At 41.5% G+C, this 14,096-nt stretch carries 9 protein-coding genes; 4 read left to right on the top strand and 5 right to left on the bottom strand.

Annotated features, from left to right (window positions below):
* Window positions 1-70: 70 nt before the first annotated feature.
* The gene (locus tag AC1XUO_RS28465) at window positions 71-1,540 is read right to left on the bottom strand and encodes a M56 family metallopeptidase (RefSeq protein ID WP_483333252.1); all 1,470 of its coding nucleotides are present in this window, start codon (window positions 1,538-1,540) and stop codon (window positions 71-73) included.
* A 235-nt stretch (window positions 1,541-1,775) separates the two neighbouring features.
* On the opposite strand from AC1XUO_RS28465, the gene AC1XUO_RS28460 reads away from it, so the two are divergent.
* A complete protein-coding gene (locus tag AC1XUO_RS28460) occupies window positions 1,776-4,175 on the top strand; it encodes an ABC transporter permease (RefSeq protein ID WP_483333250.1) in 2,400 nt (799 codons plus the stop codon).
* Window positions 4,176-4,271: 96 nt separating this feature from the next.
* Here AC1XUO_RS28460 and AC1XUO_RS28455 read toward each other — a convergent pair whose 3' ends face one another.
* On the bottom strand, window positions 4,272-6,749 hold the full coding sequence (locus tag AC1XUO_RS28455; protein ID WP_483333249.1) for a glycoside hydrolase family 95 protein: 2,478 nt from the start codon (window positions 6,747-6,749) through the stop codon (window positions 4,272-4,274).
* A 221-nt stretch (window positions 6,750-6,970) separates the two neighbouring features.
* Window positions 6,971-7,963, bottom strand: a complete 993-nt coding sequence (locus tag AC1XUO_RS28450; protein WP_483333248.1) for a YhdH/YhfP family quinone oxidoreductase — start codon at window positions 7,961-7,963, stop codon at window positions 6,971-6,973.
* A gap of 150 nt (window positions 7,964-8,113) precedes the next feature.
* On the opposite strand from AC1XUO_RS28450, the gene ampC reads away from it, so the two are divergent.
* The gene (ampC, locus tag AC1XUO_RS28445) at window positions 8,114-9,301 is read left to right on the top strand and encodes a class C beta-lactamase (protein ID WP_483333247.1); all 1,188 of its coding nucleotides are present in this window, start codon (window positions 8,114-8,116) and stop codon (window positions 9,299-9,301) included.
* A 132-nt stretch (window positions 9,302-9,433) separates the two neighbouring features.
* Here the strand turns inward: ampC and AC1XUO_RS28440 are convergent, their stop codons facing one another.
* Entirely contained in the window at window positions 9,434-10,150 is a 717-nt protein-coding gene (locus tag AC1XUO_RS28440; protein WP_483333246.1) for an outer membrane lipoprotein-sorting protein, read from the bottom strand.
* Between the two features lie 62 nt (window positions 10,151-10,212).
* Window positions 10,213-12,762 carry a TonB-dependent receptor gene (locus tag AC1XUO_RS28435; RefSeq protein WP_483333245.1) on the bottom strand — a complete coding sequence of 850 codons (2,550 nt, stop codon included), beginning with the start codon at window positions 12,760-12,762 and terminating at the stop codon, window positions 10,213-10,215.
* 447 nt (window positions 12,763-13,209) lie between these two features.
* On the opposite strand from AC1XUO_RS28435, the gene msrA reads away from it, so the two are divergent.
* Window positions 13,210-13,701 carry a peptide-methionine (S)-S-oxide reductase MsrA gene (gene msrA, locus AC1XUO_RS28430; protein ID WP_483333244.1) on the top strand — a complete coding sequence of 164 codons (492 nt, stop codon included), beginning with the start codon at window positions 13,210-13,212 and terminating at the stop codon, window positions 13,699-13,701.
* 141 nt (window positions 13,702-13,842) lie between these two features.
* Window positions 13,843-14,096: hypothetical protein (locus AC1XUO_RS28425; RefSeq protein WP_483333242.1), on the top strand; the 254-nt coding region annotated here is incomplete at its 3' end.

Raw genomic sequence — 14,096 nt, 5'->3', positions numbered from 1 at the left:
TAATCGAGTAATTTCGAGGCATTAGTCATGCAGCAATGATTTACAGAGGGCCAGATTTCTCCAACATCTGTTAATATGTCTGCTTCCCTCTGAGACCGAAACGAACCGCATCAGGATCTCTGTAAATTGACTGAGCCATTTTTTCATAAGTTACAATTGAAGGGTAATTTGCCGTCTGAGGTTGGTCGGCTGAGAAATCTACGGCCTTATTAAGGTATTTCCCTATTTCTCTAATCGTTGGAAAAGCGGGATCTACCTTGTCTAAAAGAACTGCTGCATTATAATAGTATGGTTTGCGATAATCCTTTTTTCGGGCATTCTCCAACGGCTTTGTTAAGTAGGATTCTATCTCCTTTTGGCCTTTCCTTTCCGTTTTCAATGTCGAAGAAACCTTATCGCTTTTTCGTCTCAAAACAATTCTGTAATAAGGTTTGGGTTTGGAAATTTTGAATTCCTCTCCGGAAAACTTAGGATGACTGATTATAATGACACTTTTCAAAGGCACATCTGTAAGTTCAAAAACTCCGGCAACATCTGTTTTTGCAACCTTGGAGCTGTTTTTTAGCTTTATTAAAGCACCAGAAATCGCATCCCCCGCTTCATCCGTAATTCGTCCTTTTATCGAAATGACATCCTCTGAAAAGATTGTTCTCTCCACCCTGTTTACGGGAATAGATTTCTCTTTCGCAGCGGTAAGCAACAGCATCATACCGGCAACAGGAATGACGAAAAGATATCTGGCACCAGACCAGCGTGAAGTGGGATTTTTATACATCATTTGTACTCGGTTTTTAAGTAATGAGGGATTAAAAAAACGGTTGGTTAACAATTTGTATGGCTTCTCCGAAGCATAGGAAACCAAAAAGGTTGCATATCGGTCACGATCCGTGAAGCCTTGATCTGCTAAAAATTCATGTACTTCCTGCAACGAATATTTGTAAAACCACAGTATGGGGTTAAACCAAAAAAATACTTTTAATATTTCTATCAGCAAGATATCATACGAGTGTCGCTGCATTATATGAACGTATTCATGACGAATTATTGTGTCAGGATTATGCTCATAATCTTGCTGACTGACAAACATCCAGGATAAAAACGAACAGGAATTGACGGATCTTTGTCCGGAATTGTTATCGGGGAGAAGCACCATTTTATAGTTCTCGGTCTCAACCAACTCGCCCTTTTGTGTTAATCTGAAAATTTGGTAAAGTCCATGTATTAATTTACCAGTCATCAACACGACACCGATTAAATAAATTACAAAAAAGTAATCTGTCAAACTCGTGACTGGCGCGGAAGTCGGGACCGGTTCATAAATTAATTGTGCCCGCGAAACTTCTATAACCGTTTGTGGAACAATCTCTTGCGGCAGGTATGTAAAAGTAAAGATTGGTATAATCAGCGCGACGAGCAGCGTGCTGACCAGGTAACAACGATTTGCTTCAAAAAATGTAAATTTTCGAAAGAGCATCCAGTAACAACCATAAAACAAGATCCAGTAAAGATTAACCTTTCCTGCGTAAATTAAGTGGTCCATTTTCTAACCGTTTGCATTTATAAAGGTTTGAAATCCATTTATCAAATCTAAGACTATTTTATTAGTTTAAAAACTAATAAAATAGTTAAAAAATATCGAAATAAATGTTATTTTCTATCGTGCTCTAAATCAGCATCCTGACAAACGTTAAATCATGTTAAAAATATTGATCAGCACGTTCAGTGAAAACATAATGCAATAAATTGCGAGGGATACCTAAAGCAACCAGCCTTCAATGTTAAAGAGCTACCTGAAAATTGCAACTCGAAATCTCCGCGCTAACAAGACCTATACCCTTCTAAACATTGCAGGCCTGACGCTTGGCATTTCATGTGCCATTCTGATCTTCATTTTCCTTCAATTTCATCTTAGTTTTGACCGGCATCAGCCGGATGAGAATCGTTTGTATCGCGTTGTTCTGGATCTTCATCTTGATGAAAGCACGGAACATGAGCCCGGGTCATCAGTTCCTCTGGGCGCTACACTAAGCCGCGATTTCCCTCAAATTGAAAAAGCAGGTTTTATTGGCAAAATCCCAGATGTTACTATCTCGGCAGAGAACGGGAAGGAAACAAACCGATTTATTGAAAAGTCCGGTACCGTCTATGCTGACCACAATTACCTGAGTATGTTCGCCTTTGACTGGCTGACCGGCTTTAATATCGAATCTATGAAAGAGCCTTCGAGTGTTGTAATCAGCGAGAAAATTGCTTTAAAATATTTTGGTTCAAAACAGGTAACCGGGAAAACTTTACGTTTGAATAATGCAGTTAATCTTAAAATTGCCGGTGTTTTCAAAAGCAAGTATAATCCCACCGATCTGAATTTCGAGATATTAATTTCTCTTCCCACTTTGAAAATAATAGATCCTGAATATGACCAGCAGCAATTGGGATGGATCAGCAGCAGAAATTTCACATTTGTTAAATTGACATCTGGAAATGACCCTAAGCAGTTAGAAAAACTTGTTCTTCGGAATGGCGCAAAGTATTATGGAACAGATTCGAAATATTACGAGCATAAATTACAACCGTTGGCCGAGGTTCATTTTGATGAAAAATATGATGGAAAAATCAGTAAATATATGCTGTGGATTTTGAGCGGCGTTGGAGTGTTTTTATTATCTATCGCCTGCATTAACTTTATAAATCTGGCAACGGCTCTGGCATTAAAAAGGGCAAAAGAAATTGGCGTCCGAAAGGTATTAGGAGGCACGCAAAAGCAGCTTTTCTGGCAATTTATGAGCGAAACTGCCCTCATTACCGTGAGTTCCTCCATACTGTCTATGATTTTAGTGGCAGTGCTTATGACTTTCATGAACGATCTTACACAAACCAAGGCTTATCATTTAGGTGTTTTGTTTCAAACCCAATTTCTTCTTTACTGGTGTATTTCTCTTTCGATCACAATTTTGTTAGCCGGATTTTACCCTTCTGTTATTATTTCCGGTTTCAGTCCGGTCTCAGCATTAAAAGGAAAAATTGGAACTAGGCAAGTTGGCGGACTGGGTTTACGCCGTTCACTCGTCACCGTTCAGCTCTCAATTGCCCAAATTTTGGTGACGGGAACAATGGTTTTACTACTCCAATTAAAATTTTTCAAAAATGCAGACCTTGGTTTTGACCAGCAAGCGGTTGTCACACTGTCAATACCCAAACAGGACGCGACTCGCAAAATTACTCAATCCTTAAAACAAGAACTTTTGAAGTATTCAGACATAAAATCAGTAAGTTATCAATTTGAAGCACCGACTTCGAAGATGGGTTATGGCGGATCTATACGTTTCGACAATCGTTTGGAATGGGAGAAATTTGTTATACGCGACCGGTTCGGAGATGAAAACTATCTGGATACTTATAAAATGAGGCTCATTGCTGGCCAGAGTTTTATGGATAAAGATTCGCTGACTGAATTTGTTATCAATGAAGAGCTGATGCGGCGTCTCGGGATTCATGATCCGCATAAGATTTTAGGTAAAACAATGGAGGATGGTAACTCGGGATTTAAAGGACCGATTGTCGGCGTCGTTAAAAGTTTTCATCTAAAGTCATTGCAGGAAGCCATAGAACCCTGTGCGATTTTTGCAAATCCCAAACTATACAAAGAAGTTGCCATCAAAATGGATACCAAAAACCTTTCGCGCACGCTTGAAAATATTCAAAAAGCATGGACCAAAATATATCCAAATGAGGTTTTCGAATACCAATTCGTCGAGGAGAAAATTGCAAGATTATATGAAAAGGAAGAACTATTAACAAAGCTCATAGAGGCATTTGCCGGCATCGCTATCCTCATCTGCGCCTTGGGATTGTATGGAATGGTATCATATATGGTTTCTCAGCGAACGAAAGAAATTGCCATCCGTAAAGTTCTAGGCGCACGTATTGATGGTATCTTATTACTTTTCGGCAAGGAATTTATCACTTTGGTGGCACTGGCGTTTATATTGTCGGCACCGGTTACCTGGTATGCAATGAAAAACTGGCTGAATAATTTTGCTTACCGGATCGATCTTGACTGGTGGATTTTAGCCACTGGCGGAATAATAATGCTTACTATAACGCTGATGACAGTCGGTTACAAAGTCGTTGTGGCTGCGATGACGAACCCTGTCAGCAGTTTGAAAAATGAGTAGACTGCGACTTTATAAAAAAAACTTATTCGTTGTCAAATTTCATCTTAAAAATCAGAAGACAATTTGATAACGGATAAATTATTTTTTTAATACCGATTACAAAGTAAGTGTATAGGTTTTACCTTGCTGCGTCGGGAAATCGTAAAGCAAGGATTCCTTAATATTAATTTTGTTGATTTTCGCTGACGAAGATATAATCGGATCTGAAACCGGGTCTGATTGATAAAACGAATTAGAATTTTCCCCCGTAGCGGTTTTTAATTGAAAATTATTCCCATTCAATTTATTTGGAATTCGTAAGCGGCAATTTCCTCCGAGGTTTGATTTGATCACTAATCTGGAGACTTTTCCATCTTTCCATTCCAGTGAAACAATATCAAAACCACCCCGGGCGCGCAGTCCGCTGATACTTCCAATTTTCCAGCCGTCAGGAAGCGCTGGCAAAAAGTGAATCGCGCCATCATGACTTTGCAGAAGCATTTCGGCGATACCGGCAGTGCAGCCAAAATTTCCGTCTATCTGGAACGGAGGATGTGCGTCAAAAAGATTGGTGTAGGTGCCGCCTCCGCCCTTTTTACCTGCTACATTTACCGGAGTAAGTTGGTCAGTGATCAACTTGTAAGCGCGGTTACCATCCTGAAGTCTCGCCCACCAATTCACCTTCCAGCCCATTGACCAACCGGTTGAAACATCACCCCTATGCTCAAGAGAGGTTCGCGCCGCACTGAAAAGTTCTGGTGTGCGGTATGCCGAAAGCTGATGTGAAGGGAAAAGGCCATACAAATGGGAAATATGTCGGTGTTTATCTTCGGGATTATCAAGATCTTCCAGCCACTCCTGCAACTGCCCAAACTTGCCAATTTGCATCGGCGCTAAACGGGCTCTTTTTTCCTTTAATATTTTGACAAACTCAGGATCCATTCCTAATACCTCGGCCGCGCGCAGTGTGCTAGTGAATATGTCAAACACAATTTGATTATCCATCGTGTGCCCTGCGCCAATAGTCACATCCGGCCTTGAAGCAGGCGCGTTCTCGGGCGACATACTCGGCGCGACAACAAGCCACTTTTTCGTCGGTTCTTCTACAAGAAAATCAACAAAAAACTGCGCTGCACCTTTCATGGCAGGATAAACTGATTTTAAATAGCTTTTGTCACCTGAATAATTGTATTTCTCCCAAACATGCTGACTCAGCCAGGCACCTCCCATCGGCCACATGGCGTAGAAAATCGGGTCGACCGGACCGGTGATACGCCATATATCGGTGTTGTGATGTGCAACCCAGCCATTTGCCCCGTACATTTCCTTCGCTGTTTGCTGCCCTGTAACCGAAAGTTCCTTAATCATTTGAACGAGCGGGTCATGCATTTCCGTCAGATTTGTTACCTCCGCCGGCCAGTTATTCATTTCCGTGTTGATGTTGATGGTATACTTACTGCCCCAGGGCGGTCTCATTTCCTGATTCCAGATACCTTGCAAATTGGCAACCTGACCTACCGGCATACCGTTTTGTGCGGGTTGCGACGACGAGATCAGAAGATATCTCCCAAATTGAAAATAAAGCGAGACCAAACCTGGGTCGTTCCCGCCAGCAAACTTTTCAATTCTCTCGTCAGTAGAAAGATTGGCAGACTCAGACGTACCGAGATCGAGCTTTACACGGTGAAAATATTTTTGATAAGCTGTGACATGATCCCTGAAAATGGCAGCGAAAGACCTTTTCTCGGCTTTCTGAAGAAACATATCCGCCTTTGCTTCCGGATTTGCTGTCAACGTTTTATAATCAACAAAATTGGAGCCAATTGAAATCAGGATGGTAACCGCATTCGCCCCGTCAACAACCACCGAAGTATCACCAGACATTATTTTCCCTCCCTCATTTAATACTTTCACATGTGCATTAAACGCTACCTGCCCCTTGATTCCTTCTCTGTCCCCACTGATCCCCGAAAAGATTAATTTCCCATTTTTATCTGTTATCGTTTTTCCCTTTTGCGGACTATTTAAAAATCCAGTGAAAGTCAATTTTCCAGGCTTGTCGGCTGTCAAACGAATCGCAATGACCTGGTCCGGCACGGAGGCGATGACCTTTCTGGTATATTTCACGCCATCGACGGTGTAGGAAGTTGTTGTCACCGCGTTTTCAATATCGAGTTCACGGTAATAATTCGTGAAGGAATCGTGGCCCGCAAACCTCAGGTTAAGATTTCCAACCGGCTGATACATCATGCCGTTGGCCTTCTTTGATTCAATCTTCTGCGCGGCCAACTTTTGTGCCTCGGCATGTTTTCCTTCAAAAATTAATTTTCTTATCTCGGGTAATGCCGCCAGTGCATCGGGATTATCATTCCGGTTAGGTCCGCCTGACCATACCGATGTCTCGTTTAATTTCAATACTTCCTGTCCGGGGTTTCCATATACCATGGCACCAAGCCGACCATTACCGACCGGCAAAGCATCTGTCCAGGTATTTCCGGCAGGTTTGGTATACCAAAGTTTAAGAGCACCAGGTTGCTGGGCGAAGGCAGGAATTGTTAACGTAAACAGGATGAATAATGAAAAGGTCTTTTTCATGAAAAAAATTTAAGAGCGATAGGTACAGAAGGCCGGAACTGGTTCGCTCTAATCATTATTATCCTTAAAAATTTAAAGGAATCAGGCTCTGCCTCTGTGGAAGATGCAAATTTGTTGCATTTAAAAAATGTTGAAAGCGTGCTAAATAATTAAGATAGAAGCCTGTAAAAAACTGTTTCCTTCATAAAACTGATCTGAAGCGATATCAAAAAAAACATGTTTCAGTCTATATGTTTGAGGATATACCTGCCTACGGCCTTTCCATCCAGAAGTTCTTTCAGTTTTTCCGGCAACTGATCCAGATCAATTTCATGGATCATTTCGTCCAGATGCAAAGGCTTCCAATCCGTAGCCAATGCGTTCCAAACTTTTCTCCGCCAGTTGATATCGGCTTGCGCAGAATCAATACCAGCCAAAGTGGCACCCCGCAAAATAAATGGAAAAACGGAAGTATTTAAGTCAGCGGAAGCTACATTTCCACAACAGGTAACCATCCCATTTTGCCTTACCGCTTTAAGAATTCCGGATAAAATAGGACCGCCGACATTGTCGATTCCCGCTGAAAAGTCAGCAGGTGACAGTGGTTTTGTATTGTATTTTTCTAAAAAATCTTCCCGATCTAAAATTATGCTCGCGCCCAGGACAGAAGTAAGAAAGTGATTCTCTTTTTTTCCGGAAATCGCTGTTACGTCAAATCCAAGTTGCGACAAAATCGCCGTAGCCATACTGCCCACACCGCCGGTAGCTCCACTGACGACAACATTACCGGAAGTTATGCCTGAGCTTATTATTTTGTCAACAGACAGCCCTGCAGTTAAACCCGCAGTTCCTAAACTCATTGATTCTTTTAAGGAAAGACCATCTGGCAGCGGAATTGCCCATTGCGCAGGTACCCGAATATATTGCCCAAAGCCACCATAGGTGTTCATTCCCAAATCAAATCCCGTAACGATCACTTTGTCTCCTTCTCTAAAATCCTGAGATTTGGACGTTATAACAATTCCTGCTGCATCGATACCCGGGACATGAGGAAATTTTCTGGTTACTCCTTTGTTTCCTGATGCAGAAAGAGCATCCTTATAATTGAGCGAAGAATAACGCACTTTGATCAACAGATCATTTTCTGGCAAATCGTCAATTTTTAAAGATTTTATCTCATTTTTAAAAACTACATCCTGCTGGCTGACCAGCAACGCATCGAATTCTTTTGTCATAATTTTTTTTACTAAAATAACCTGAGTTTATAAGTTTTGCAACATTAAACTGACCTTTCCGTATGGAGCAATTTGTGTGGTTACGGCAATTATCAATCTAATAAATTCCTATCTTGACAAATAATTCTACTCCTATATTTCAAAAATATTATGATCAGAAATTACATCGCTGTTTTTCTCGTAATCCCTTACCTGGCCTGCGCGCAAACTGAGAAAAGAACGGCAGCTTATAATGAAAATAATACGAAAATTCAGGTTGAAATGGACAATATGATTCGTCCGGCAATGCAGGAATTTAACATTCCCGGGGTCGCGGTGGCAGTTACCATAAACGGTGAAAATTATTTTTATAATTACGGCGTTGCATCGAAAGAAACCCTGCAACCGGTAAGCAGCGAAACAATTTTTGAAATTGGCTCGATCAGCAAAACCTTTACAGCGACCATTGCGGCATACGCCGAAGTTAGCGATAAACTTTCTTTTTCAGAAAGTATAAGCAAATATCTGCCATCACTTAAAGGAAGTGCCTTCGATAATATTACGGTGCTGAATGCTGCCACACATACCACGGGCGGACTTCCACTTCAATTTCCGGACGAAATAATCGATAAAGATCAGGCTATCAAATACTTTAAAAACTGGAAGCCTAAATTTGAAGCCGGAACGCAACGCTCTTATTCGAATCCCGGCACCGGTTTACTTGGTATGGCAGCCGCCGCGAGTTTGGACCAGCCTTTTGAAAAAATTATGGAAAAAACAATCTTTCCGGCACTCGGTATGATGCACAGCTATATCACTGTGCCCCAGGCGCAAATGAAGAATTATGCTTATGGATATTCAAAAACAGACGACGCGATCCGTGTGAATCCGGGGCCGCTCGCTTCCGAAGCTTATGGAGTTAAATCAACGGCAAGCGATATGATCCGCTATGTTGATGCCAATTTACAGCTGCTGAAAATCGATCAAAAACTGCAAACAGCTATTCAAAATACGCATATCGGATATTTTAAAATCGGAGAAATGATACAGGATTTGATCTGGGAACAGTATCCCTATCCGGTTGAGGTAAGTCAGCTTTTGGCAGGAAATTCCAGTAAAATAATTTTTGAAGATAATGTGGCGACTAAGATTTACCCGCCTGTAAAATCGGATGCAAATGTGCTGATAAATAAAACGGGCTCAACGAATGGTTTTGGAGGTTACGTTGCTTTCGTTCCTGCTCGCAAAATCGGTATTGTTATCCTGGCAAATAAAAATTATCCTATCACGACAAGAGTTACAATAGCCCACCATATTCTTAACCAGCTCGATCGGCTGGCGCCACTGAAAGCGAAATGATTGGGAAAATAATAATGACTGGAGTTCGATTTAATTTTCAAAAGAAATGCATTAATCATTTCCGCGAAATGAATATTAATACAATAAAATTAGTGAGTGACCGGCAACCAGCCAGTCGCTCACTGTCAAATCTCACTTCGTTGGTTTCTTGAAAACTGACTCGTCTACTTTGCTGTTGATGATTACATTATTCGTGATGAATGTCATAACACCCATTTGAGGGTTCGTGATATCCATTGATCCCGCAAACTTAACGCCTTCGTAATCTTTATAATCAGAGAAAGTAATTTCTCCGTCCTGGCCATTCATATTGGCTTTTACTTTGCTGATTAAGTAAGTGTTGGCATCAAGAAATTCGTCAATAACCTGGCCGTCTTTTGCTGTAAGTTTTAAGTGATAAACATCTTTTTTATCGAGTTTCTCCTTACCCACCAGCTCAACTTTATTGCCTTTTTCTTTATAATCAACCAGGCCACCAAACGGATCAAGCTGGCTTTCCTGCTGTTTGATCTGATCTGCTGGCATATCCTCCGGCTCACCCGTGCCACCCATCATGGTAGGGCGGATCATCCAGCCCTTCGCGTCGTCAATGACCTGAATCATTGAATTTCCCATCACAGTAGATTCACTTCTTAAAGATTTCCCAACAACGAGTGTTGTTTTTGTGGGAATCTCCATGCCCTGAACTGCCAGGGAACGGTCTGTAACCAAGGTGGTAACACCCTTCAATTTATCCAGGCCTCCCAATGCAGCAACGTGTTTCTCAACGATTTCATCAACGGTTTGTGCGAAAGAACTTGTGGAAATGCAGGCTGCCACGAGCGCGATAAAAAGTTTGTTAGTTCTCATTGTTCAGTTCGATTTTTAGTATATAAAATTGCTAATTGATTAAAAGATTAACTTTTGAACACTTATTTTGGCTGGGCTCCCGGAGCACCGCCCTGCTGTTGTCCACCGCCGCTGCCATCGCTTTTTACGTCATCGTTATTTACTGATTTGGCTTTTCTTTTCGGGGCATCCATGGTCATTTTACCAATTTTATAGGTGAAAGTCAAACGGACGCCACGGTTGTAAAAGTACATATCATTGACCTGATTAAACTGATTAGAGAAAAGTTCAGTATGCATTTTAAAACGTTTGCTCAGAAAGTTCTCTGCCGCTAAACCAACACTTCCCTTTTTGTTGCCAAATTCTTTTTTAACACCGACTGTGTAGAATCCAAATCCACCCTGTGTACCTTGAAGCTGAATTTGTGTTCCCTGCATAAATCCGAATGCCTGTGCACCCCAGCCATTTTTAAATTGTGCCTGGGAGAAAATCCCCCCGCTCACGTTAATTCCGTTATTGCTGAGTTTTTCAACCGCATTATTTTCACCTAATGTTTGTCCCGTTAAGGTTGTATAGAAGGAATTCGCAAAGACGCCAAAATTAATTTTTGAGGTAGCAGCAATGTTGGCAAACAAATTAACGCCGTAGGCATGTTGCCGACCAATATTTTCGAAAGTTGTCACAATCGCACCTGGTAAACTATCCGATGGCTGACGGACCTGGCTGATTGCATTGTTGGTCGCGCGGCCAAAAAATGTCGCATTGATAAACACTTTTTTAATATTCTTGCTTACGCCAAGTTCAAAATTGTTCGTCAGCTCCGGCCGAAGCTCCGGATTGCCGATGGTGATATTCTGTGGGTTTGCTGAGTTAAAGTTAGGGTTTAGCTGAGCAAGTCCCGGGCGCTGAATTCTGCGGTTATAACCAAGTTTCAGCGTTGTACCTTTGATGGTTTTGGATGCGTTAACACTTGGAACCAAAACTCCATAATCTCCAACACCGATAGAACCTCCCTCACGCGTACTTGCATCAATAAAGGTATGTTCGTAACGCACACCTCCTTTGATAGTATATCTGCTTTTCGTAGTATAGGTGTAAGAAGTATAACCTGCTGCAATATTCTGGTGGTATGTCAACTGGCCGGATGGCTGATTGTTTTCCTTTACAAAATCACCGGTTGCTTCCGCAATCAGAAATTGATAATCACTCGTCACCTCGCGAAGAATTGCTTTTCCACCAAATTCCAGCAGCTGGTTTTTCTTGATCGGTGTTTGATAATCGGTTTGCAAAGTAAATTCCTGATTGATGCTTTTGTTTTCATTTCGCTGACGCGTTGTAACTGAATTATTTGCATTCAACAAATCGGCATCGAAATTATTTGTCAAATCGTTACGGCTGTACAGCGTCGAAATGCTCCACTCCTGCTGCGGTTTAAAGGTATGCAGGTAGTCGATATTGGCATCAACAGTTCCTGAGAGATTTTTTGAATCAACATTTCTGCCCGTACTTTCAGTCTGACTGCCATTCTTGAAAAGTCTGGTAATCAAATCTTGCTGATTGATCATATTGCGTACTCCGTACCGAACACCTGCTGTAATGCTTTGATTTTTTGCAAGGTCGTAGTCGAAACCCAAATTATATTGACCAAACAAGCCTTTACTATTACCATCTCCTGTTTGACGTGTCTCAGTAGCAGCACCCTCAACAATACTGGTTTGGCTTAATTCCGTTTTCGTGATCGTGTTATAAATTCCGCGTCCAAACCCACCAAGCGTAAAACCGGCTTTTCCTTTTCGGTATCCTCCGTTCAGAGATAACATGGAACCACGATTACCTACTCCGGCGTCCACATTCAGGTTCAGTCCCTGCAAGCTGTTCTTTTTTGTAATGATGTTAATTATACCCCCTGAACCTTCAGCATCATACTTTGATGACGGGCTCGTGATGACTTCAACCGTTTTAATCTGGTCAGCCGGAATTTGTTTTAATGCATCGGCAACGCTGCTGGCGACGATCGTACTAGGTTTGTTATTAATCAAAACACGAATATTCTGACTTCCACGAAGGGAAACATTTCCGTCCAGATCTACAGTTAAAAGTGGTACTTTTCGTAAAATATCTGTTGCGTCACCACCTTTTGCAGAAATATCCTTTTCTGCATTATAGACAAGACGATCCACTTTTTCTTCAATTAGGGCAGCTTGTCCGGTTACAGTTACCTCATCAAGCTGTTTTACATTTGACGATATTTTTATTGTTCCAAGGTCCAGTTCCTGACCTTTTGCCAAAGTGATATTGTCAATTGTCTTGTTTTGATATCCGATAAATGAAATCATAAGTTTAAAGTCACCGGCAACTACTTTGTTAAGAGAAAATTTGCCCTTTTCATCCGCGACTGTACCATCTATGGCCTGCCCGGTTTTTTTATTGTAGAGTGCGATACTACCAAATTCGACCGGTTTCAAAGCAGCCGAATCCACGAGCGTTCCAGCAATTTTAGCAGTACCTTTTGGAGTTTGATCACCTGCAGTGCCTGGTAAAGCTTTCGGCTTGGTTGCCCCGCCTGTCGGAAATTGAGCAAACACCGGCCATAAAATTGCAGTAAAAATAATAGTAAGAAGAAATGTCTTCATTTTTTATGGGATTGTAGATTAACACCATAAAAGTGCGAAAGAAATAAAGTATCAGGAAAATAAATATGATAAAGGTCGTAATAAAAAGGATGGATGACGACAATCACTAGATGGATTGCAATGGGCGCTGGTATCGTCAATTTTAACCACGGAAAATTATGCTTGCCAATGGCAGGTCAATAACACGCTATATAACAGATACTTAAACCCCAAAGCCGATGAGCAGATACAGGTCTTAATTAATTTGTCACTAATTATCGTTTCGATCGCTAAAAGTAGGGATACCGCGTGGTTTGTGAGCCAGAGCAACATATTCCTTTACCAAGCGAACTATCCTTTCCAAACTTTGGTATAAACCTAAATGACTAGCCAAGTTTTATAGACTCAACTGGTCATTTAAGGCACGGAATTTGTGCAAAATCCAAATAAAAATTAAAACATAATCATATGAGTACTGAAAAAGCCATTTTGGCGGGTGGTTGTTTCTGGGGAGTTGAAGAGCTTATACGGCACTATCCTGGTGTGGAATCAACCGTTGTAGGTTATACAGGGGGCGATGTTCCAAATGCAACTTACAGAAATCACGGAACGCACGCAGAGGGAATTGAAGTTTTATTCGATCCTGAGAAGTTGAGCTATCGCGCATTGCTTGAATATTTCTTTCAAATCCATGATCCGACGACACGTAACCGTCAGGGAAATGATATTGGAACCTCGTATCGTTCAGCTATTTTTTACCTGAATGAAGAGCAACGAGACGTCGCCAATTCTTTAATTACAGAAATGGACGCCTCGGGTATCTGGCCTGGAAAGGTCGTCACAGAAGTTATCCCGGCTACCGATTTCTGGAATGCAGAGAAGGAACATCAGGATTACTTGCAAAAAAATCCGGGTGGATATACCTGTCACTTTGAAAGACCAAGCTGGAAGCTGAACTAGACTTAGATGTGGTTGGCATCGATTCCAGCAACTGTATTTATTAATTAAGATTTTTTATCAAAAGACAGAAAGCGTGCTTAGGCCTGCTTTCTGTCTTTTGATATTTTATACTTCGATATATTTTTCAATAGTTACTACTGATTGCGTAACCTGATTAAAAAAGCGTGTAACCAAAAAAATCCCATCTCTTATGAAGATGGGATTTTTTTGATTGTAATGGTATTGTGGCGACTAGACTACGCGCCCCGCCTACTTTACCAGGTCGGGCCGCGTAGGTTTGACCGCGTCGCGCTGACCCAAGTATCATCGGCGGTTCTGGGCTGGGCTTTCGACCAAGCTGGCGCAGCCTGGAAGAGGTCAACAACGCAAAAAAAGACCATCCTTTTGAGATGGCC

The organism is Dyadobacter sp. HNCC25DJ186 (genome assembly GCF_056895235.1).
The sequence above is the reverse complement of the archived record's forward strand: the minus strand, read 5'-3'. Positions and strand labels throughout refer to the sequence as shown.

What these genes read in the sequence shown, in the direction of transcription:
- AC1XUO_RS28465 (WP_483333252.1), bottom strand. Translation starts at nt 1,540, where the DNA reads ATGGACCACTTAATTTACGCAGGAAAGGTTAATCTTTACTGGATCTTG.
- AC1XUO_RS28460 (WP_483333250.1), top strand. Translation starts at nt 1,776, where the DNA reads ATGTTAAAGAGCTACCTGAAAATTGCAACTCGAAATCTCCGCGCTAAC.
- AC1XUO_RS28455 (WP_483333249.1), bottom strand. Translation starts at nt 6,749, where the DNA reads ATGAAAAAGACCTTTTCATTATTCATCCTGTTTACGTTAACAATTCCT.
- AC1XUO_RS28450 (WP_483333248.1), bottom strand. Translation starts at nt 7,963, where the DNA reads ATGACAAAAGAATTCGATGCGTTGCTGGTCAGCCAGCAGGATGTAGTT.
- ampC (WP_483333247.1), top strand. Translation starts at nt 8,114, where the DNA reads ATGATCAGAAATTACATCGCTGTTTTTCTCGTAATCCCTTACCTGGCC.
- AC1XUO_RS28440 (WP_483333246.1), bottom strand. Translation starts at nt 10,150, where the DNA reads ATGAGAACTAACAAACTTTTTATCGCGCTCGTGGCAGCCTGCATTTCC.
- AC1XUO_RS28435 (WP_483333245.1), bottom strand. Translation starts at nt 12,762, where the DNA reads ATGAAGACATTTCTTCTTACTATTATTTTTACTGCAATTTTATGGCCG.
- msrA (WP_483333244.1), top strand. Translation starts at nt 13,210, where the DNA reads ATGAGTACTGAAAAAGCCATTTTGGCGGGTGGTTGTTTCTGGGGAGTT.